This is a genomic window from Candidatus Neoehrlichia procyonis str. RAC413 (assembly GCF_000964795.1).
GTDB classification, from domain to species: domain Bacteria; phylum Pseudomonadota; class Alphaproteobacteria; order Rickettsiales; family Anaplasmataceae; genus Neoehrlichia; species Neoehrlichia procyonis.
The window spans coordinates 68,720-88,908 of record NZ_LANX01000001.1; the positions used below are offsets into that span (position 1 = coordinate 68,720).

Here is a 20,189-nt window from a genome sequence, read left to right on the forward strand (position 1 = left end):
TGTTACATCAATGATTCAAATATAGGGAGAGATTATAATCTTGAATAAGAATATTTATTACGTACAATAGTATTTGAGTAATGAAATGCTTTTTTGTTGAATTTTGAGAAATTTTTAATACTTTAGCTAGTTTTTTTATGTTATTTATGATTGATTTACATATAAAGCTTGTATACTTCATATAAATGATGTAGTGAATTTATTTACTATTTTACCTAATAGTTAGTTATTTACTGTATAAACAGTATACAATTAGTAACAACTGTGATATTTTTTTAAATTTAGTATTATGATAGTAGATTCACATTGTCATTTGAATTATTTTTCCTGTGATGAAATTCAATGCATTATAGATAAAGCAGAGAAAAATAATGTTTTATTAATGCAGACGGTTTGTACTACTATTAGTGAGTTTCCTGACTTGCTAGATATTGCAAATAAGTATAGGCAGGTATATGCTTCCGTTGGTGTACATCCTTCTAATAGCGCAGAAGGAGAATATATTTCTGTAGAAAAATTAGTTGATTTAACAAGTCATAAAAAAGTTATAGGGATAGGTGAAACAGGATTAGATTTTTATAAGTATAGTGCAGCTGATAAACAAGAAGAAAACTTTATAGTGCATATTAATGCTGCTCGTACAACAGATTTACCGGTTATTATTCATTCAAGAAATGCTGATATAAGAATGAAAGAAGTTTTAACATCAGAAATGAAATTAAAAGAATTTAAAGGAGTCATGCACTGTTTTGCATCATCAAAAGATCTTGCTATGCGAGCTATAGATTTAGGATTGTATATTTCTTTTTCAGGTATATTAACCTTTAAAAACGCTGCAGAATTACAAGAAATAGCAAAAATTGTACCTTTAAAACAAGTGTTAGTTGAAACAGATTCTCCATTTTTATGTCCTGAACCTTATAGAGGTCAAAAAAATCATCCTGCAATGACAAAGCTTGTTGTTGAGTGTCTATCCAAGCTTTATAATAAAAGTGCTGATGATGTTAGTAGGATTACTACTGAAAACTTTTTTAGATTATTTCACAAATGTTTATTAGATTATAATGCTTGATAATCCTATTATATGTGCTTTAGATACAGCAAATATAGACTATGCAATTCAATTAGCAAAATTGATAAAAGATAAAGTATCTATGATAAAGTTGGGATTAGAGTTTTTTATTGCTCATGGAATATCGGGTATAAAAGTGCTTTCACAGTTGGATATTCCTATATTTTTAGATTTGAAACTTCATGATATTCCAAATACTGTTTCGAAAGCTATTTATGTACTAAAAGATCTTAATATAAAAATGATAACTATACATATTAGTGGCGGAAAAGAGATGATAGTTAGATCGATCGATGTATTAATTGATAGCAATATTTTATTAATCGGTGTAACTGTATTAACAAGTATGAATGACAATGATTTAAAGGATATAGGGATTTATCAAAGTACGAGAGCACATGTAAGTTCTTTGGTAAAGCTAGCAGTTGATTCTGGATTAAAAGGAGTAGTTTGCTCCGCTCATGAAGTTAAAAAGATACGTCAAAAATATTGCGATTTAAAGTTAATAGTACCTGGTATTCGTATGACAGGGGACAGTGGTGATCAAAAGAGAGTTAGCATTCCTAAAACAGTAATGTTGGATGGTGCGAATTATTTAGTAATAGGCCGTCCAATTACTCAAAGTAATAATCCGGTCTATGCTATAGAAAGTATATTAAACAATATATATAGCTAACTTAATTGTAAGTATTTGTAATCAAATATCTTATGATATATATACTGTAATATTACATTTTTTATGTTGTGGTTACTGTTTAAAGTAAAAATTTATATTTTTTATAATTAAAGAATGTATTGCTATGAATTTTAGTAATAATAATTTATATCTACTTGAATGGTAGAATATCATGATGTTTATTATTAAATAATCTGAATAGTAAGTTACTTGATCTGCTTAAAAACTTTTTTAAGTATGTATGGGTAAATATAAAGAAGAACAATACTATTTTTAGTAAGGTTATATTGTATGTTTAGTAATAAGATGACTGCGTATTTATATATTATACTTAGTGAAGTATTCAATATGATTTAGTATTTTATGAAATACTGATTTAGTAAAGAGAGAAATACTTTTTGTATTATCGTTTTATATAATTTATAGTAATATGTGTAATTTTTTTTAATAAATTACACAATATAAAGTGTAGATTTATTGTTTATATTTTTAAGGGAATATTTTTACATCTTTTTTTTGAGAAAAGCTGTGATTATATATTGTTTTGAAATTAAAAACTTTTGAAAATTATAAGTTTGTTGTTAATTTATAAATATAAAAAAAATGTACATTTTTAATATGTTTAGCTTTTTTTATTGTTAGTTGAAAGTTTATATTTTTTTGGCATATAATTTTCATCATGTTTTGCTAGTATTTCTTGAGCTATAAATATACCATTGTTTATATACCCTTTTGCAACAATACCGCTTCCTTCTAGAAATAATGGTGGTAATATTCCTTGATATATTACTGTAAGCTCTCTTTTTGAGTCTGTTATATTAAATGTAATAGTATCATTATTTTTTTTCACGCTACCTTTTACAACTAACCCGCCAATACGAAAGTTATTTTTATTATTGATCATTTTTTGAGATAATGCTTCATCTATTGTATAAAAAAAAGAAATATTACCTTTAAGTTGAGCTAAGATTACTAATATTACAATTCCAAAAGTAGTAAAAGATGTTATTGTAAATAGTAATCTTTTATATTTTTGTTTCATTTTTGGTAATTTTATCTAGTGTTTTTTTACTACTTAAATAACCCGTAACTATAATAATACTGAGGCAAAAAAGTGTTAATAAGCTTATGGAATAAGCAAGAATTAAGTACGTTATATACATAATTGATTACCATTAAGTTTGGTTAAAGAATCTAATACTTTATAATCTGTCATATCGGTATTAATAGGTGTTATAGCTATATAACCATTATATAGTGATACAGCACTTCCATTATTGAGCTTATCATGTTGATTTTTTGGTGAAATTTCACGTATGATATACGACTGGCTATTATTAGCATTTTGTGTAGTATCTATTTTATTACATGAAAAATATGCTCCTTGCTTAACGAATTGAATACCTTTTACATTTCCACATGGTATATTGATGCTGATAGTAGTCGATTGTGTCCAATGAGGAGAATGCATTAACTGATTAATAATACCTGGTAAAAATTTTCTTGAATTGTCCCATTTGATAGTTTGATCTTGATATTCTTGGCTAATGGCAATTGAGGGGATATTCATTACAGCTCCTTCTATTGCTGCGCCTATTGTACCAGAATACATTATATCATTGCCAACATTTGATCCATGATTGATACCTGACAGAATAAGGTCTGGTGTTTCATTTATAATTTTTCGTAGGCCTATAAAAACACTTTCTGCAGGAGTCCCGTGCACTATGAACTCATTTTCTCTGATTTTCTGTGTGTTTATTGGTATATTTAAACTTATGGACCTGCTTGCTCTACTATAATTCTCAGCAGGAGCAATTATCCATATTTTTGATGCAATATTTGAAACAATTTCTTGTAAAACCTTAATTCCCTCGGCATAAAATCCATCATCATTTGTTAGTAATATCTTCATATTTACATCCTTAAAAAAATCACTGGCTAATAATGTAATGTATTAGATGATTTCTTATAAACTATAAAAACATAGTAATAAAGTTTGCTTCTAATTGCAAGGCATTTACAGGAATATCTGTAAATAGGAAAACATTGTATCTTGTTAATGTACTTTTCAGGATATTGGCCAGAAATATATTTGTTATTAATAGTAAACTCCGCTTAGGGATTTAATAAGTTATAAAATGATTAATTTTATATGTGATTTAAAATTTATTTTGAATAGCTATATTATATGAAAATTATTTTTGTCCTTTCCACGGGGATAAAAAATCAAAGTTACGAAAATCTTGAGATAAGTTTACAGGTTGATATATAACAGATTGTGTAGCTACATCATACTTTACTTCTGTGTACCCACTTAATGGAAAGTCTTTTAACATAGGATGTCCATGAAACCCATAATCTGTTAGTATTCTACGTAAATCAGGATGATTATCAAAAATGATACCATACATATCAAATACCTCTCTTTCAAACCATTCTGCAGTACTGAAAATTTGAGTGATTGATGGAACATGATCACCTTTGTTTAGTGACACTTTACAACAAATTCTAATGTTGTAATAAATACTTATAAGCATATATAGCAACTCAAATCTTAAGTCTCTATCTGGATAATCAACAGCGAAAACATCTGTTAAGATCTTACACCTAGTTTTATGGTCATCACGTAACAATAAAATATTATCATATAGTGATTTGTTAGTTAATTGTATTTCTAATATACCATCATTTCTTAACTTACAGTCCTGATTTAAGGATGTATTAATATAATTAAGAAACTCGTTAATGATGGACATTGTTGTACCTTGTAATTTTAAATTTTATATTATTTATGCACATTATAATACTAAATTTTATTGTTAAATAGTGATTATTATTTTAATTTATAGTGAATTTTGCAAAAACCTATGAAATAAAATATTTATGGTATAGTATTTGGTGGTAGTGAGTAAAAACTGCTTCTTATTTTTTACGAATGATCTTACGTTGTAAACATAGAATTCCATATAACAGTGCTTCTGCTGTTGGGGGACACCCTGGTACATATATATCTACAGGTACAATTCTATCGCATCCTCTCACTACGGAATATGAATAATGATAATATCCTCCTCCATTGGCACAGCTTCCCATTGAGATGACATATTTTGGATCCGTCATTTGATCATATACTTTACGTAAGGCAGGAGCCATTTTATTAGTAAGAGTTCCTGCTACAATCATAACATCTGCTTGTCTTGGACTTGCTCTAAACATAACACCATACCTATCTAAGTCGTAACGACTTGCAGCTGTATGCATCATTTCAACAGCGCAGCAAGCAAGGCCGAAGGTCATTGGCCATAATGAACCAGAACGTGCCCACTTTACTATGTATTGTGTTAAGTCAGAAAATTTTGTTATTATAAATCCTTGATTATTATAATTTTTCCAAAACTCTTCTTGCAAGTTTATATATTGTTTTTTCATTAGTTTATTCCCACTCTAATGCACCCTTATTCCATTCATAAATAAATCCAACTGTAAGTATAGATAGGAAGATAATCATGGACCAAAATCCATTTTCTCCAATACTAGATAAGCATACAGACCAAGGGAATAGAAATGCAACTTCAAGATCAAATATAACAAACAATATTGCAACTAGATAAAATCTAACATTAAATATTTTTCTTGAGCTTCCAGCAGGATTAAATCCGCATTCATAGGGAGATAACTTTTCAAAAGTAAAACTACTGCTTGCTAAGAACATTGGTAATACTGTAAATAAGCACGATATAAAGCCAGCAATAAGTAGAAAAATTAGCAAAGGCAAGTACTCATGAACTGTAAGCATTTACTTGTACTTCTTAGTGTTAAAAGCTAAGGGTAATTTTACAAATTTTTTTTTATATGTCAATTATTAATAATTTTATATAAAATTGTAAAAGGCTATGTATCGTGTGTAAATCTAGTTTGTCATAATAAATGTTAAGTATAAATGAGTAATACAGATAAAAAGTAGTTTTTTATTACTTGAGATATTTATATACTATAAATAATATAATATACTTATTAACTTTAGGTATAGAGCCTATGTTTTTTATTATTAGCATTAATAAATACTAGCCTTTTATTTTTCTTATATTGATAACATAAACACAAAAAAAATTTCTTTTGTATTAACTAAGTACTATATAAAGTAGTAAAAATTTTATACATTAAAACATAATCAAAAAATTATAGCTTGGCTATATTTTAAGATAAGGTTTAAGGTACTGACTTGTAAAACTTTGGGGAAATTTTGTTACAATTTCTTCTGGAGATCCATAAGCTACTACTTCTCCTCCATTTTTTCCACTACCTGGGCCTATGTCAATTATGTATTCAGCAGTCTTGATGACATGTAAATTATGCTCGATTACTATTACAGTATTTCCTAAGTCAGATAATTTATGTAAAACATGTAATAGATTTTTTATATCGTCGAGATGTAATCCAGTAGTTGGTTCATCTAATATATATAAGGTGCTACCTGTTGATCGTTTAGATAGTTCTTTAGACAGTTTGATACGTTGTGCTTCTCCGCCTGAAAGTGTAGTAGAAGATTGTCCTATTTTAATGTATCCCATCCCTACACTTTGTAAAGATGTAAGTTTTTCTTTTATTATGGGTAAATTACTGAAAAATTCTGCTGACTGATCAACTGTCATATTTAATACATCAGCTATAGACTTGTTTTTATATGTAACTTCTAAAGTTTCTCTGTTATACCTTAATCCTTTACATTCATCACATTTAACGTATATATCTGGTAAAAAGTGCATTTCTATTTTTATGTACCCATCTCCTTTACATGCTTCACATCTTCCACCTTTTGTATTGAAGGAAAACCTACTGATATTATATCCTCTTGCCTTAGATAATGGTAATCCTGCAAACCATGTTCTAATATGTGTAAAAAGACCTATGTAGGTTGCAGGATTTGATAAAGGGGTTTTTCCAATGGGTGATTGATTAATTTCTATTACTTTATCTATATTTTCTAGCCCTAATATTGATTTACATCCTGTATCATAGTAATGTGTATTGTGTAATTTATTCATAGCATACTTGTATAGGGTATTAGTTATTAAACTTGATTTTCCACTACCTGATACTCCAGTAACACATGTGAATGCACCAACGGGAATTTTTACATTAATATTACGTAAATTATTTTGGCAAGCTTCATTGATTTCAATCCATTGATGAAAAGTTTTATTTTTTTTGAACAGGGGTATCACTTTTTTGTGACTTAGATATTGTCCTGTGATACTATTAGGACTATGAATGATATCGCTTAGAGTTCCTTGGGCTATTAATTTTCCTCCATGTGGCCCTGCTCCAGGGCCTATATCTACAATGTAATCTGCATTTAGCATAGTTTCGTCATCATGCTCAACTACTATTACTGTATTACCTAAATCTCTAAGACTTTTTAATGTGTTAATTAGCAGCATATTATCGCGCTGATGTAGTCCTATGGATGGCTCATCTAATACATATAAAACTCCTGTTAATCCGGAACCAATTTGTGATGCTAATTTTATTCTTTGACTTTCTCCTCCAGATAGAGTTTTGGCTTCGCGATCAAGAGTAAGGTATCCTAATCCTACGTTTTGTAGGAAAGTAAGTCTTTTTATTATTTCGTCTAATAATTTACAAGCAATAGATTTATGTTGATTAGTAAGCTTAGATGGGAGGTTTGTGCACCATAATATTGCTTCATCAATTGATAATAAAGATAATTCACCAATATTCTTATTATCTATTTTTACTGATAATGCTTCTGGTGATAATCTAAGTCCATTACAATGACTACATGTGTTAATAGTAGAATATTTTTCATATATTTTTTCAGTTGAGAGATCCGATTTATTATTTATAATATTTATTATTCCTTTAAAGTCAGAGTTGTTATTTATTGCTGCATTATTAGTGTTTTCTCTACCATATAATATAATATTTTTAATTGAATCTGGTAATTGTTTCCATGGAACTGAAAGATCAAATTTTAGTAATTTTGATAATGATATAATTATTGATGCATAGTAACTGCTGAAATTTATGGTATTCTGAGATTTGTAATATATACTTGATGGGTTTATAGGTCCTATAGGGTGTATAGCACCTTGAGATATAGAAAGATGTTCATTAGGTATAACAAGATTGATATCGGTAGTAAAATTTTTACCTAATCCAGAACAATATTTACAAGATCCATGAATGGTGTTAAACGAAAATAATCTTGGTTCTATTTCATTAATAGAAAATCCTGTTTCAGGACATGCAAAATATTCTGAAAAAACTAAAATTTGATTATTACTATACTTTGTATCAGAATAATCTTTTGGTAAACTTACTATTTCAATATATATTACCCCTTTGCCAATTTTTAATGCACTTTCAACACTACTAGAAATACGGTTAATCCTGTTTTCTGTAATTGATATTTCATCAACAACTACATAAATGGTGTTTTTTTTATTTTTATCTAATTGTGGGATATTGTTAATATCATATATTTTATTTTTGATTTTTAATAGGTTATATCCCTGCTTTTTTGCATAGTATATTTCCTTAAAATATTCTCCCTTTTTATCTTTTACAATCATTCCTAATATATAAATTTGTGTTCCTGTAGGTAAGTTAAGAATATGATCTATAATTTGAGAAACTGATTGTTTAGATATAGACTTTCCAGTTATTGGGGAATATGGAATACCTATTTTAGCGTACATTAAACGTAAGTAATCGTAAATTTCAGTAATTGTTGATACGGTTGAACGTGGGTTTTTGGAAGATGATTTTTGATTTATTGATATTGCGGGTGAAAGACCGGTTATTGATTCTACATCTGGCTTTGGGCATAAGTCTAAAAATTGTCGTGCATATGAGGATAAACCCTCTACGTATTTTCTTTGTCCTTCAGCATATATTGTATCAAATGCAAGACTGGATTTACCAGAACCACTAACTCCAGTTATAACAATTAAACTATTTTTAGGTAAATCTAAATTAATGTTATCAAGATTATGCTCTTTTGCATTGCGTATACATATAAAATTATTCATTTATAAAATTACCATAAAAAAATGCCTATAGCGGGTTAATATGTATAGATTGATTAGCTAAATTGTTATTTAATATATCATTATTGTGTATATTGAGACTATTAGTTGATCGTATTAGTTTTATTTTGTTTAGCATGGCATTAACAAAGTTAACTTCTGCATCATCAAGTATACACGAAGCAATATTTACATATTCATTAATTATAATTCCTGTATCAATGTTGCAGCATATTAATTCACATATGGCAGCTTTTATAATAGCTAAACTAATTAAATTTAACCTTTCCATAGACCATTTTTCGTTAAGATATTTTGATATTATGTTATCTATGCTAGAAGAGTGATCGATGGTCATTTCTAATATTTTTAATAAGAGTTTATTGTCTGCTTTTACTAAATTTAGTACTTCTTGCATTTCATTCAAATAGTCAATTAAGTTTTTGATATCTATATGAGAGTAGTTAATAAACATCATGGAATATACTCCCTGTACTGCAAGAAATCTGGCTGCAGTTTTTTGAGAGTGCCATGATATTTTATCCTTTTGCATGGTTTTAACTTAAAAATTTTTTGTGTAATTCTGTCATTCTTAATGCTGCTGCTGCTGCTTTTCCACCAATATTTATTTTGTTTTTATCAGCTCTTTCTATTGCTAAGTCTAATGTGTTAGTAGTAATGATTCCAAATCCTAAAGGTACTGCATGTTGTATAGCAATTTCACCAAGTGACATAGATACACTATTTGATATATAGTGATGATGATCTGTAGATCCTTTAATAATGCATCCTAAAGCTATATATCCGTCATATTTGTATCGATCACTCATAATAGCAAATATAATTGCTGCAGGTATTTCAAACGATCCAGGTACGTGAATTATATCGTAGGTCACGCTAGTATGATGAAGGTTAATTTGTGTAATTGCACCATCTAACATATAATCTGAAATTTCTGGGTAACAGTCTGCAACAACAATTAATAATTTTATATTATCCATATATATACCTATGATCCTGTAACAATTTTTGTAGTAAATTGCTTTTTCTTTAATATAAAATGCTTTATGATTAATTGCTGTAAAATAGTAATGGTATTACTACATATCCAGTAAATTATTAAGCCAGCAGGGAAAGAAGAAAAAATAAATATAAATATGTATGGTAAATATTTCATAATGCTATAATGTGCCTGGTCATGAGAATGATCACTAATTTTCTGCTGTATTATCATAGTAATTCCCAAAATAACTGGTAGTATACCAACACATATAGGTGGAGTAAATTTTATTATTCCAAATAAGGTTAATATATTTGCTGTATCAGCACTTGATAAATCTTTTATCCATAGAAAAAAAGGTGCATGTCTCATTTCTATTGTTATAAATAGCACTTTATATAAGGCGAAAAATACGGGAATTTGTATTAATATTGGTAAAAAACTAGAAATAGGGCTCACATCGTATTTTTTAAATAACAAAGCAATTTCTTTATTTGTTTTGAGAGTATCATTTTTATATAACTCTTTGATCTTTGAAATTTGTGGTTGGATTTGCTTAAGTTTAAACATAGAAATGTATGATCTATTTGATAGTGGTAACATTATTAACTTTATTAATACAGTTAACATAAGTATTGAAAGCCCAAAATTTCCTATTATTTTATGAAAATATTCAAGTAATAAAAATACTGGTTTAGTTATGAAATATAAAATGCCAAAGTCTACAGCTTTATCAAATAAAGGTATACTTAATGTATCTTTATACTTATCAAGTATACTTAATTTTTTTGCACCAACAAATAAATAACTCTCTATATGAGAAGAAGCATAAGGTAAGGTTTTTTGATATGATCTACTGAAATCAACTTGAAAATAGTGCTCGTGATTATGAGTTGCATGTTTTGCATGAAAAGTGATTTTATTATTACCAATGTTGGCAGGGATTAAAGCTACAAACCAATATTTATCAGTTAATCCAATCCAGGCATTTTCTTTGTGTAAAGGTTCAGGTATATATTTGATATTTTCTTTGCTTATTAGTTCTTTATAAGTCCACTCTTTTATTGTGCTTCTAAAACCACCAACGGCACCTTCATGCGATATCCAATGTGATTGATCATTGGAATTATGTAATCTATTAATGCGTCCATAAGGGATTAAGTTGACTATTGAATTTGTATTATTTTTAATAATTTGTTCTACAGTAAACATATAGTCATCATCTAAATGGATTTTTAGTTTAAAAATAATACCTTGCGTATTATCCCAGTATAGACTGATGGAACTATTACTTGTGAGCTCATCATTATCATATTTCCATACCGTATTTTTATCTGGTAATTTTATTGTATGACTTGGATCTATCCATCCAAACTCGGCGAAATATGCTTTTTCTGTACCATGAGGAGATAATAAAGTTATACCGTTAGATTTTTTATCTGTACTTATGTGATAATTTGCTAATGTGATGTCATCTATTATCCCACCTTTTAATGCAATAGAGCCATTTATTTCTTTATTGTACACTTTTATACGTGAACCTTGATTTACAATTTCACTTTTTGATTTATATTCAAAAAGTTCATTATCAACTTCTGGAAGCATAGAGTCTGCACTAATGTTTTTGCGTATATTATCATGTTGTATAAAAACTTTTTCATATATGAACCGCCACCCCATTACTAATATAATAGATATGATAACTGCAAGTATAAGATTACGAATATCAGACATAAGATTAATTAATTTTGGTAGCTCTAAGCAAATTTTATTTTAACATATAAAGTTTTTTAGAGCAATAATGTATTATTAAATAATTTTTAGTAACTTGTGCATATTAATTTTACAAAGTTTTTGTCAAAAAATAGTATTGTTAATGTTTAACTGAAAATTTGTAAATTATATATCAAATTTTTTATTTATTCTTATAGAATTAAGTTGTTTTAAAGTTATGCATATATTTCTCTGTTAAAATATACAGTAAATTTCTAATTTGTTAGAGAAAAATAAAGCATTAAAAATATAAGATAAATCTGTATAGTAATTAAGTATTTTGTGAGCGGTGTAATTATTGGGTAGTTAATGTGTTATTACAATGTTAATTGTTAAATTATGTTAGATTTTATGATAAGTTTGTTTTATATTTTTTAATATGCACTTTTGATTACAAAAATATTTTTTGTATATTATGTATTCATATGAGATATAAATGCTGTTATATTTATAAATATTGTATATTTAGTTATATTATTAATAAATATATTGTAAGTATTAAGTAAATTTTATTGATCTTTGAGTTATATTCTACGATGCATTATGCTTTAAAATATCTAATGAAGTAAAACTGTAGTTTTATTATATAAAGCTTCTATTAATAATAATTCTTTTAATGGTTTATTTATAAATAACTGATATACAGTTAGTTAGCGCAGAACTTGAATGTATGTTTGTACTGAAGGTAAATGACTATAAATTTTGTAATTAAATGTAGTATGAACACATTAAATATATAGAAAAATACGTTAAATAAAGTTAAAGAAATTATTAACTATCATAAATAATATATATTAAAGAGATTTTGTTAATTGTTAGCATATCTTTTTATTTAGAAAAGAGAAAGTTTTTTACTATTTAATGTTATTTTATAAATTTTATACGATTATCATGTAAAAAGGAGATTATTTTTTAAAGTATATTTATGTATTTAATGTGAAGAGCACTATTTTATAATAAATGTTTTGTATTATGCTTATTGCTAGAGGTTATAATAATTGCTTTATGATAATAGTGATATTCTTTGATTACATTACGGATTATGTTTTAGGAGTAGTTACTTATTAATAACCTAATGGGGTTGTTTGTAATGAATTTTTTGCCGCTGGTTGTTAGTTTACTTATAAAATTATTATTTTTTTTCTGATAGTGTGAGCTTAACTGTTTGTTATATTTCGCTTCTTGTAAGATATATATGCATAAAATATGCTACTACATGGGATAGACAGTATATAAATTAATCCTGAAACTGGAAATGTAACCCAAGGATTTGTGATAGAGAACACAATAAATACCCCTAAAAATAGGATAAAGATGTATGACAAATTTTTTGGTATATAGCAATGTTTTGCAGAAAAAGTTGGAATGTTACTTACTGAGCAAAAAGCAATAATCATAAAGTATATAGCAACTACATTTTTGTTGAGTATAATGTCTATAATCCAATGATGACTTTCACTATTAAAAGAAAGCATTAACGGTATTAATGAAAGTATTGCTCCTATGGGGGCAGGTATTCCAACAAAAAAGAATTTATGCCAGTCAATTTTATTTTCTTCATATAATGAAACATTAAATCTTGCAAGCCTGATAGACATACAAATAATGAACATCATTACTAGCATCCATCCTATTACTTTAATTTGTTGAAGTAGCCAAAAATATAGTAGAAATGCTGGTGCTACTCCAAAGTTAAGAAAATCTGCAAAAGAATCTAAATGTGCTCCAAATCCGCTAGTAGAGTTTAGTAGTCGTGCAATTCTACCGTCCATACCATCTACAATTGCTGCAATAATTACAAAAATAACAGCAAATTCCCATTTTCCGATGAAAGTAAACTTTATGGATGTTAACCCTGCACATAATCCTAACAAAGTTATGAGATTAGGAAATAATTTTGCAATTGGGTAAAGCTTATTATTCTTATCTTCATACATAATAACAGGTGTTAAATATGTTTAAAAGTGGTGTTATGCGGTGTTGATAATTCTTTTTCAAGGTCAGCAATTATGGTTTCTCCTCCAATTACAGTTTGTCCTTCAGTAACTAGTATTGTAATGTCAGAAGGTAAGTATAAATTTACGCGACTACCAAATTTTATTATGCCGAATCTTTCTCCTAATAATACTTCTTGATTTTCTTGTACGTTACATATTATTCGACGTGCTATTAACCCTGCGATTTGCTCAACGATAACTACATGATCGTTTACTGTAGATTTTATGACAAGTCTTTGTCTTTCATTTTCTTCACTTGATTTATCAAATGTTGCTGAAATAAACCTTCCAGGCTTATATTCTTTTGATATAATAGTACCGGATACAGGAATTCTGTTAACGTGTACATTTAAAGCATTTAAAAATATACTTATACAAGTTACTGTTGACTGATCTATAGGAGAACTTACTTGCTTAATTTTTAAAATTGTACCATCTCCAGGGCTAACAACATATCTATTGTTTTGTGGTACAGCACGTATAGGATCACGGAAAAAATATATACACAGTAATGTTACAAATAAGAATATCATACCTAATCCACAAGAAATAGAAAATCCGGCACATGATAAGAAGAAAGAAATGATAATAAACATGTATCCTTCTTTGTGAATATTAGGAATTAAATTAATATGCATTCTTATATACCTTAAATAATATTTTTACTTTCTTATTATAAAAAATATTACACTTATTGCAATTAATACTTACTATTACTCATAGAGGGGGAGTAATTGTTTTAATACGAAATTTAAAAAATATTGTTATAATAAATGTCTATAAAGAAGCTATACATTAGTATGTTTTATTGAATATAAATAGTCCATTTTTAGGATATATTTATAACGTTTTATGAAGTAATTATTCATAGTTAATCTATAGCATTTATGAAGTTATACTTATGTTTTTATGGTTGTCTATGTATAAATTTATCACGTAATAATAACTTTAATATATAAGTATTGTAACTGTATGTAGAAAGGTTTTTATTATGATATAGTATTGCTACTTATATTCTTCATTTTAAATTTATATGAATTATTTTATATTTTGTGGGTGAAAGTGTTGTTTTAAAGTTATAATTTTTAGGTTAGATAATGATAAGCTATTATATATTTTTATAAGCTATTTTATTGGGGTTTATGTTAAAGCATTAAAGTGTGTGTTTTATTCTTAAATAATTTATGTTGTATTGTGTTGAGAACTACTTTTTGTTTGTAAATTGCATATGTTATCATATTTTTTTGAAGATTTATGTTTAAGTTTTTGCTTTTTTATATTAGACTTGTGAGTGCTTGCTATTTAAACAATAATCAATCCATTTTGATGTGCATTTTTCCTGTAAACTATTTTGTTTAAGTCTTTCATCTAAAAATTCAAAATCCACATAATTAGCTTTCTGATCTTGATTAATACAGCTATACACAAAAAATTCTTCTTTTGTCAAAGGATTAATATGTTTTTGTAGGCATTGTGCACATATTCCCTTCATCATGCACTGCATTGGTGAATTAATAGATGTAATGATGTTGATATTTGGATGAAAAAGAGGTTTAAGTACATTATTGATTGCATGTGATACTGCTTTCATCATGTGATGTGAGCCGATAATTATAGCTCTGTTAATTGTATTTAGTTGAATTTTTTGTAATTTTGGGTAATGCTTTTGATAATTTATAATACCTTGGATTATGTTGGAAGAGTAGAAAGTATCTTGAGATCTTTTTGGGATGATATGTCCATTTTCACAACACCATATTACAATATTAGATGCTTCCTCTATATCAGATGTATAAAATGTATCATTAGCATTTTTATATCCTGCAAAATATAAAACTTTGCATCCATTGGAAATAAGTGCTTTTCCGACAGATAAAAGAACAGCATTTCCTACTCCTCCGCCTATTAGCATAACTTGTTCCTTGATGGGTACTTGTGTTGGAGATCCAGTTGGTCCCATTAAAATTACTGGTTGTTTTTTTTTAAGATAGTAACATAAATCTGCTGATCCTCCTGTTTTTAATACTATTGTAGAAATGAGACCATTTTTTTTGTCTACAGATACACCTGTTAATGCTAGTCCTTCCATTGATAATTTGGTTCTGAATTTTTTATCATGATGTATGTTGATACTTTGATATTCGAAATTTTGTAACCGATAAAATTGACCTGGTTCAAAATTATAGGATGCAGTAGGAGATCTAATAGTTAATTTTATAACTTTGGATGTTAAGTGCTCTATTTTTACAATACGAGATATGAATAAAGTGCTGATTTTATGGAAAAATTTATGACTATTTTTACAGGGATGGTGATTTTTAAGTACTTGTGTGATTGCTTGGTACCCATTTTTTGCACTTGCAATTGCTTTAACTACGCTGCCCCTATATGATGGATGAAGATCTCCAAAGATGCTTATATTTTGATTTTGCGATAAAAAGATATTGTCCTTATCTTGATTTTTAGGAGAGAGGTTTATATTTGTAGTAAGTATTTTATTTAAATTGAATAAGTTTAAGTTGTTATTAAGGTATACTCCACTTTCCTTTAAAGTTGTAAGATTAGGACTAGTACCTGTAGCTATAATAACATTTTTTGCAATTATATATTTATGATTACCTTGTGTATCAATAACTTTGACTTTGCTAGCGTGGTTGTATTTGTCTGTAATTATTTCAATGGGTTGTAAATTTTCAGCAAAATATATTCCTTCTGATAATGCATGTTGCAATTCTTGACTGTTTAATTTATAGCTTTGAGATTTGCATAGGTTACCTCTATAAATAATTGTTACGCCTCCCCAATTTTGTAGCAATTTTATGATTCTTGGAGTCCTTTTTTCCCTTTGAGCAGCAGCTTTTTCATATTTGATTTTATATGCATGGTTTATAAATTCATTTGCAATAATTTTTTCTTCTTGATTCCAATTTTCTTCAATGGATTGTTTGCCGTATTTTTTTACTAGAGTCTCATATCTTAAAAGAAATTTTTCTACTTGAATAGGGTAATATGCTAATAATTCAGTTGCTGTATCAACAGCTGTAAGCCCTCCTCCAATAATAACTGCAGGTAACCTAATTTGTAAATTTGCAATAGAGTCATCTCTTGCAGCACCGGTAAGTTGTAATGACATTAAAAAATCAGATGCTATTCGTACACCTCGTGCAAGTGAGTTTTTTATTTGTATAATATGCGGGTTACCTGATCCTGCTGCAAGCGCAATATGGTGAAATCCTATATCAAAGGCATTATCTATTGTTATGTTACTACCGAATCTTATACCTCCGTACATTGCAAAATTTTCTCTTCTTTCTAACAGTAATCTTGCGATTTTCAAGTAGTTTTTATTCCATCTAGCAGTAATTCCATATTCGGATACTCCACCAAACCCATAGGCAATACGGTTATTTAGGTCTTCGTATAACTCAGTTTTGGTGTTTTTAATAAGTTGAAATTTAACTTTTTTACCTAAAGGCGTAACACCAGATATATGTTCAGGAAGGGGTTCTATTTTTAAGCCATCTATTGCTATAACATTATGTCCATCATTTAATAAGTAATGTGCTAAGCTAATGCCTGCAGGTCCTAGACCTACTATAAGTACATTTTTATTCGTATTAGGTTGTGGTAGAGGAGAGCGAATATTTAAAGGATTCCATTTAGTAAGTAAAGAGTATATTTCAAATCCATAGCTTAGGTTTAATACGCTATCTAAGATGTGTGTTTCAATTGCAGGAATATCGACAGGATCCTGTTTTTGATATATACATGATTTCATGCAGTCGTTACATATGCGATGTCCTGTTAAAACACATAAAGGATTATCTATTATTGCAATAGCTAGAGGAGCAATAATAAATCCTTGACTTCTGACAAAATTCATTTCTGAAATTTTTTCTTCTACAGGGCAACCATGTAGCTCAGTGCCTAAAGGAGAGTATTTGAATTGATTATCTTGTAATAATCCTTTAGAGCAACTGTCTTTATTTTGTTTATGACAAAATATGCAATAGTGGACATTATTTAAAGATTGATGTAATGTAGGTGTATGTGTTGAGTTAAAACCTAGTCTTTGATTAATGTTTTGTAATTTTAATATGTCAATGGTGTTGATACTATCTTTTACTACAGGTATTAAATTTGCGAAATTTATTTTTTTAGGTACTTGAAATAATATGCTATTACTTGAATTAGAGTATACCATATAAGCTGCGTATTGTGCTACAATATCAAGATGATGTGAATATAGTTCTTGTTCTTCTAACCATAATATTGTTTTTTGAGCAAAATCGTAATCTTGTATAGGAAAATGAAAAATATTTTTCATATTTTGTATGATATGCTTTATATTTAAATTATCTATAGTTTTGTATTTTTTTAGTGCATAGCGCTGTACAAATATTCTTTTACATTTGTATATTATTGAAAACTCTTCGTGTTGCTTTTTGTTAATATTAAGTTCATTTTGAATATGAAATAGTTTAGCTATAAACTTTTCAAGTATATATGATAGTTCGATTATTGTATCGGAGTCGGCAAATTTATTATTTCGTGCATCTAGTAACGTATTATATAGAGTAGTATTATGTGACTGAACATAGTGTAAGAACAAGCAGTCTAGCTCTATTAGTTTTGTATTGGAATATAATTCTTCTGGCTGGACATTAAACATGATAAACAAATGTGAAATTTATAAATTTATTTGGTAGCATATTAAAATTGTTAATGTATGTTACATTAACAATTAGAAATAAGCAAAATGATTTAATGAAGTGGTTAAAAAAAAACACTTATTATTATATAGTAATAAATAATTCTAGTGTAAAATCTCTTTGAAAAATAGTCGATATTCATTTCTTGAATATAAGATTCTTATGAAAAACATAAAAGAGAAAAATTATTGTGTTAATATAACATATTTATTGTTTATATAAAAATTATCGAGGGTGGTGTTGATTGTTCCCAATAAATTATAGTTGAGTATTTGTATTGTGTGTTACTCTTTTTACATAATATTATAATTATGTTATTAAGGTGCAACTACTGATTCTAATACAGATATATATTAATAGTGATATTTTTTGAATTAAGCTTAGCGATTATTTTACTATGTTGTCTAATTTAATGTACAGTATTTTCTTGCAGAGAAAATGTTTGTATGGACACACCTTCAACTTTTGTATTAATTTTACTCAATGATTCTTCTTGTGGTAAATCTATTATTGTGTCTAATGCCATACTGATATGGCAGGGCCTATCATTTAATGTTTGTTCGATACTGCCATGAAATTCTATACCAGAATAGTAAAACATTGATTCACTAATTCGTATTTTTATACACCATCTCAGAATGTTATTTTCATATTCTTCAGGAATATTATATGCATAGATTGAGTTAAGATGTTCTAATTTTATATGTGATTTTAACGCTTTATCTATAATACCACTGTAATAATATTGTACGTTTTTATAAAATATTATAAAAATAATACTAGAATCTTTTATTGTATTGTCGTTTATATTTTTATAAGCAATATAATTAGAAATGTTAATGTATAAATCTTTTTTGTGTGGTAAGTGTAACTTAATAAATTTTATTTTAGGGGTGGAATCATTATTTGAAAAGTTTGGGTAATCTGTTTGAGATGAGTTTTCACTATCATTATTTTTCTTTCTGTAACAACAGAAAAAGTTAGCTGGCATTTTTTTTATATTAAGAGTTAATTATTTAAATATATAAATTAAAAAAATTTAAGATGCAATACATTATATAATAATATTTGTAAAATAGTATTTTTTAAATGGGGTATTAAGTTAATAAAATGCATAAAAGTTTAATTTAAATTTTTGTTATTATTGTAATATAATAGTGCTTTAGCTAATGTTTAGCTATATAAATAATGCTAAAAGTTATTTTTTATATTTGTTGATGTATCAAAGATAGAGATCGTAATTTTTGATAAACATCGCATGAAGTAATATTAGTGCTTTTTAAATATTTTATACGTATATAATGAAATATAAATTTGTAATATAGTTTCAGCAAAATAATACGTTATTTTTTAAAGTTAATACACATTTGTCAAAGTATTATTGCATAAAATTCTTTTACATAATATGTGAGTTGTTAAGCGTATGATGTTTTTTAAAAGTGAATAAGTTGAATCTGTTTTTATGAATGAAGCACATAGTACTTTAAACAACGTTTGTTTATAGATTACTGGTTAGGTGATATGGTATATTATTATAAATATTTCTAGTTAAAGTCGGATCTTACTTGTCTGCTTGAATTTGCTATGTTATGAGCAAAATATTGCTTTAGTAATTTATTATAAATCTAATTGTAGAATTATGTGTATAGTTATAAAGCCGCATATAAGTTACAATGTATTTTTTGTATCTCTATGCCCATAATTGTGACTTATTGTTGATGCATTAATATTGGATTTTTAAGTATTTTCTAATATATTCTTTTTATATGGGTTGGTAAAAAATGTTTTTAAGTTTTTTATAATTGACATTCAATGTTACATTATTTGTGTTAGGAATTTTAAATTTTTTGGAAATATCTTTATAGGATAGTAAAAGATGTTTAAAGCTCTTTTTGAGCATTAGA

15 protein-coding genes are annotated in these 20,189 nt (G+C 27.3%); 2 read left to right on the plus strand and 13 right to left on the minus strand.

Annotated elements, in window-relative coordinates; genetic code table 11:
* Positions 1-289 precede the first annotated feature (289 nt).
* Together NLO413_RS00235 and pyrF are read left to right on the plus strand one after the other, a co-directional pair.
* Complete coding sequence (locus NLO413_RS00235; protein WP_045808564.1) at positions 290-1,072, plus strand: TatD family hydrolase; 783 nt, start codon at positions 290-292, stop codon at positions 1,070-1,072.
* Positions 1,065-1,748: an orotidine-5'-phosphate decarboxylase gene (gene pyrF, locus NLO413_RS00240; protein WP_045808565.1), complete on the plus strand. Its 684-nt coding sequence runs from the start codon at positions 1,065-1,067 to the stop codon at positions 1,746-1,748. The genes NLO413_RS00235 and pyrF overlap by 8 nt, the downstream gene beginning before the upstream one ends.
* 622 nt (positions 1,749-2,370) lie before the next feature.
* Here the strand turns inward: pyrF and ccmE are convergent.
* The 13 genes from ccmE to NLO413_RS00305 all read right to left on the minus strand — a co-directional run bounded on the left by ccmE (position 2,371) and on the right by NLO413_RS00305 (position 19,276).
* Positions 2,371-2,790 carry a cytochrome c maturation protein CcmE gene (gene ccmE, locus NLO413_RS00245; RefSeq protein WP_045808566.1) on the minus strand — a complete coding sequence of 140 codons (420 nt, stop codon included), beginning with the start codon at positions 2,788-2,790 and terminating at the stop codon, positions 2,371-2,373.
* A 111-nt stretch (positions 2,791-2,901) separates the two neighbouring features.
* Entirely contained in the window at positions 2,902-3,663 is a 762-nt protein-coding gene (surE, locus tag NLO413_RS00250) for a 5'/3'-nucleotidase SurE (RefSeq protein WP_045808567.1), read from the minus strand.
* Between the two features lie 283 nt (positions 3,664-3,946).
* The gene (locus tag NLO413_RS00255) at positions 3,947-4,498 is read right to left on the minus strand and encodes an NADH-quinone oxidoreductase subunit C (protein WP_410517980.1); all 552 of its coding nucleotides are present in this window, start codon (positions 4,496-4,498) and stop codon (positions 3,947-3,949) included.
* 175 nt (positions 4,499-4,673) lie between these two features.
* The gene (locus NLO413_RS00260) at positions 4,674-5,180 is read right to left on the minus strand and encodes a NuoB/complex I 20 kDa subunit family protein (RefSeq protein WP_045808569.1); all 507 of its coding nucleotides are present in this window, start codon (positions 5,178-5,180) and stop codon (positions 4,674-4,676) included.
* A gap of 4 nt (positions 5,181-5,184) precedes the next feature.
* Positions 5,185-5,547 (minus strand): NADH-quinone oxidoreductase subunit A, encoded by a 363-nt coding sequence (ndhC, locus tag NLO413_RS00265; protein WP_045808570.1) that lies wholly within the window; start codon positions 5,545-5,547, stop codon positions 5,185-5,187.
* A gap of 394 nt (positions 5,548-5,941) precedes the next feature.
* A complete protein-coding gene (uvrA, locus tag NLO413_RS00270) occupies positions 5,942-8,806 on the minus strand; it encodes an excinuclease ABC subunit UvrA (protein ID WP_045808571.1) in 2,865 nt (954 codons plus the stop codon).
* Between the two features lie 25 nt (positions 8,807-8,831).
* On the minus strand, positions 8,832-9,356 hold the full coding sequence (nusB, locus tag NLO413_RS00275) for a transcription antitermination factor NusB (RefSeq protein WP_045808572.1): 525 nt from the start codon (positions 9,354-9,356) through the stop codon (positions 8,832-8,834).
* Between the two features lie 4 nt (positions 9,357-9,360).
* On the minus strand, positions 9,361-9,804 hold the full coding sequence (locus NLO413_RS00280) for a 6,7-dimethyl-8-ribityllumazine synthase (protein WP_045808573.1): 444 nt from the start codon (positions 9,802-9,804) through the stop codon (positions 9,361-9,363).
* Between the two features lie 8 nt (positions 9,805-9,812).
* Positions 9,813-11,537: a membrane protein insertase YidC gene (yidC, locus tag NLO413_RS00285; protein WP_045808574.1), complete on the minus strand. Its 1,725-nt coding sequence runs from the start codon at positions 11,535-11,537 to the stop codon at positions 9,813-9,815.
* Positions 11,538-12,733: 1,196 nt separating this feature from the next.
* A complete protein-coding gene (locus NLO413_RS00290; RefSeq protein WP_045808575.1) occupies positions 12,734-13,513 on the minus strand; it encodes a CDP-alcohol phosphatidyltransferase family protein in 780 nt (259 codons plus the stop codon).
* Between the two features lie 11 nt (positions 13,514-13,524).
* The gene (locus tag NLO413_RS00295) at positions 13,525-14,211 is read right to left on the minus strand and encodes a phosphatidylserine decarboxylase (RefSeq protein ID WP_045808576.1); all 687 of its coding nucleotides are present in this window, start codon (positions 14,209-14,211) and stop codon (positions 13,525-13,527) included.
* 641 nt (positions 14,212-14,852) lie between these two features.
* On the minus strand, positions 14,853-18,245 hold the full coding sequence (locus NLO413_RS00300; protein ID WP_045808577.1) for an FAD-dependent oxidoreductase: 3,393 nt from the start codon (positions 18,243-18,245) through the stop codon (positions 14,853-14,855).
* A 449-nt stretch (positions 18,246-18,694) separates the two neighbouring features.
* Entirely contained in the window at positions 18,695-19,276 is a 582-nt protein-coding gene (locus NLO413_RS00305) for a hypothetical protein (protein WP_045808578.1), read from the minus strand.
* Positions 19,277-20,189 lie beyond the last annotated feature (913 nt).

Excerpts from the sequence above, each read along its gene's own strand:
- NLO413_RS00235 (WP_045808564.1), top strand. The coding sequence starts at position 290 with ATGATAGTAGATTCACATTGTCATTTGAATTATTTTTCCTGTGATGAA.
- pyrF (WP_045808565.1), top strand. The coding sequence starts at position 1,065 with ATGCTTGATAATCCTATTATATGTGCTTTAGATACAGCAAATATAGAC.
- ccmE (WP_045808566.1), bottom strand. The coding sequence starts at position 2,790 with ATGAAACAAAAATATAAAAGATTACTATTTACAATAACATCTTTTACT.
- surE (WP_045808567.1), bottom strand. The coding sequence starts at position 3,663 with ATGAAGATATTACTAACAAATGATGATGGATTTTATGCCGAGGGAATT.
- NLO413_RS00260 (WP_045808569.1), bottom strand. The coding sequence starts at position 5,180 with ATGAAAAAACAATATATAAACTTGCAAGAAGAGTTTTGGAAAAATTAT.
- ndhC (WP_045808570.1), bottom strand. The coding sequence starts at position 5,547 with ATGCTTACAGTTCATGAGTACTTGCCTTTGCTAATTTTTCTACTTATT.
- uvrA (WP_045808571.1), bottom strand. The coding sequence starts at position 8,806 with ATGAATAATTTTATATGTATACGCAATGCAAAAGAGCATAATCTTGAT.
- nusB (WP_045808572.1), bottom strand. The coding sequence starts at position 9,356 with ATGCAAAAGGATAAAATATCATGGCACTCTCAAAAAACTGCAGCCAGA.
- NLO413_RS00280 (WP_045808573.1), bottom strand. The coding sequence starts at position 9,804 with ATGGATAATATAAAATTATTAATTGTTGTTGCAGACTGTTACCCAGAA.
- yidC (WP_045808574.1), bottom strand. The coding sequence starts at position 11,537 with ATGTCTGATATTCGTAATCTTATACTTGCAGTTATCATATCTATTATA.
- NLO413_RS00290 (WP_045808575.1), bottom strand. The coding sequence starts at position 13,513 with ATGTATGAAGATAAGAATAATAAGCTTTACCCAATTGCAAAATTATTT.
- NLO413_RS00295 (WP_045808576.1), bottom strand. The coding sequence starts at position 14,211 with ATGCATATTAATTTAATTCCTAATATTCACAAAGAAGGATACATGTTT.
- NLO413_RS00300 (WP_045808577.1), bottom strand. The coding sequence starts at position 18,245 with ATGTTTAATGTCCAGCCAGAAGAATTATATTCCAATACAAAACTAATA.
- NLO413_RS00305 (WP_045808578.1), bottom strand. The coding sequence starts at position 19,276 with ATGCCAGCTAACTTTTTCTGTTGTTACAGAAAGAAAAATAATGATAGT.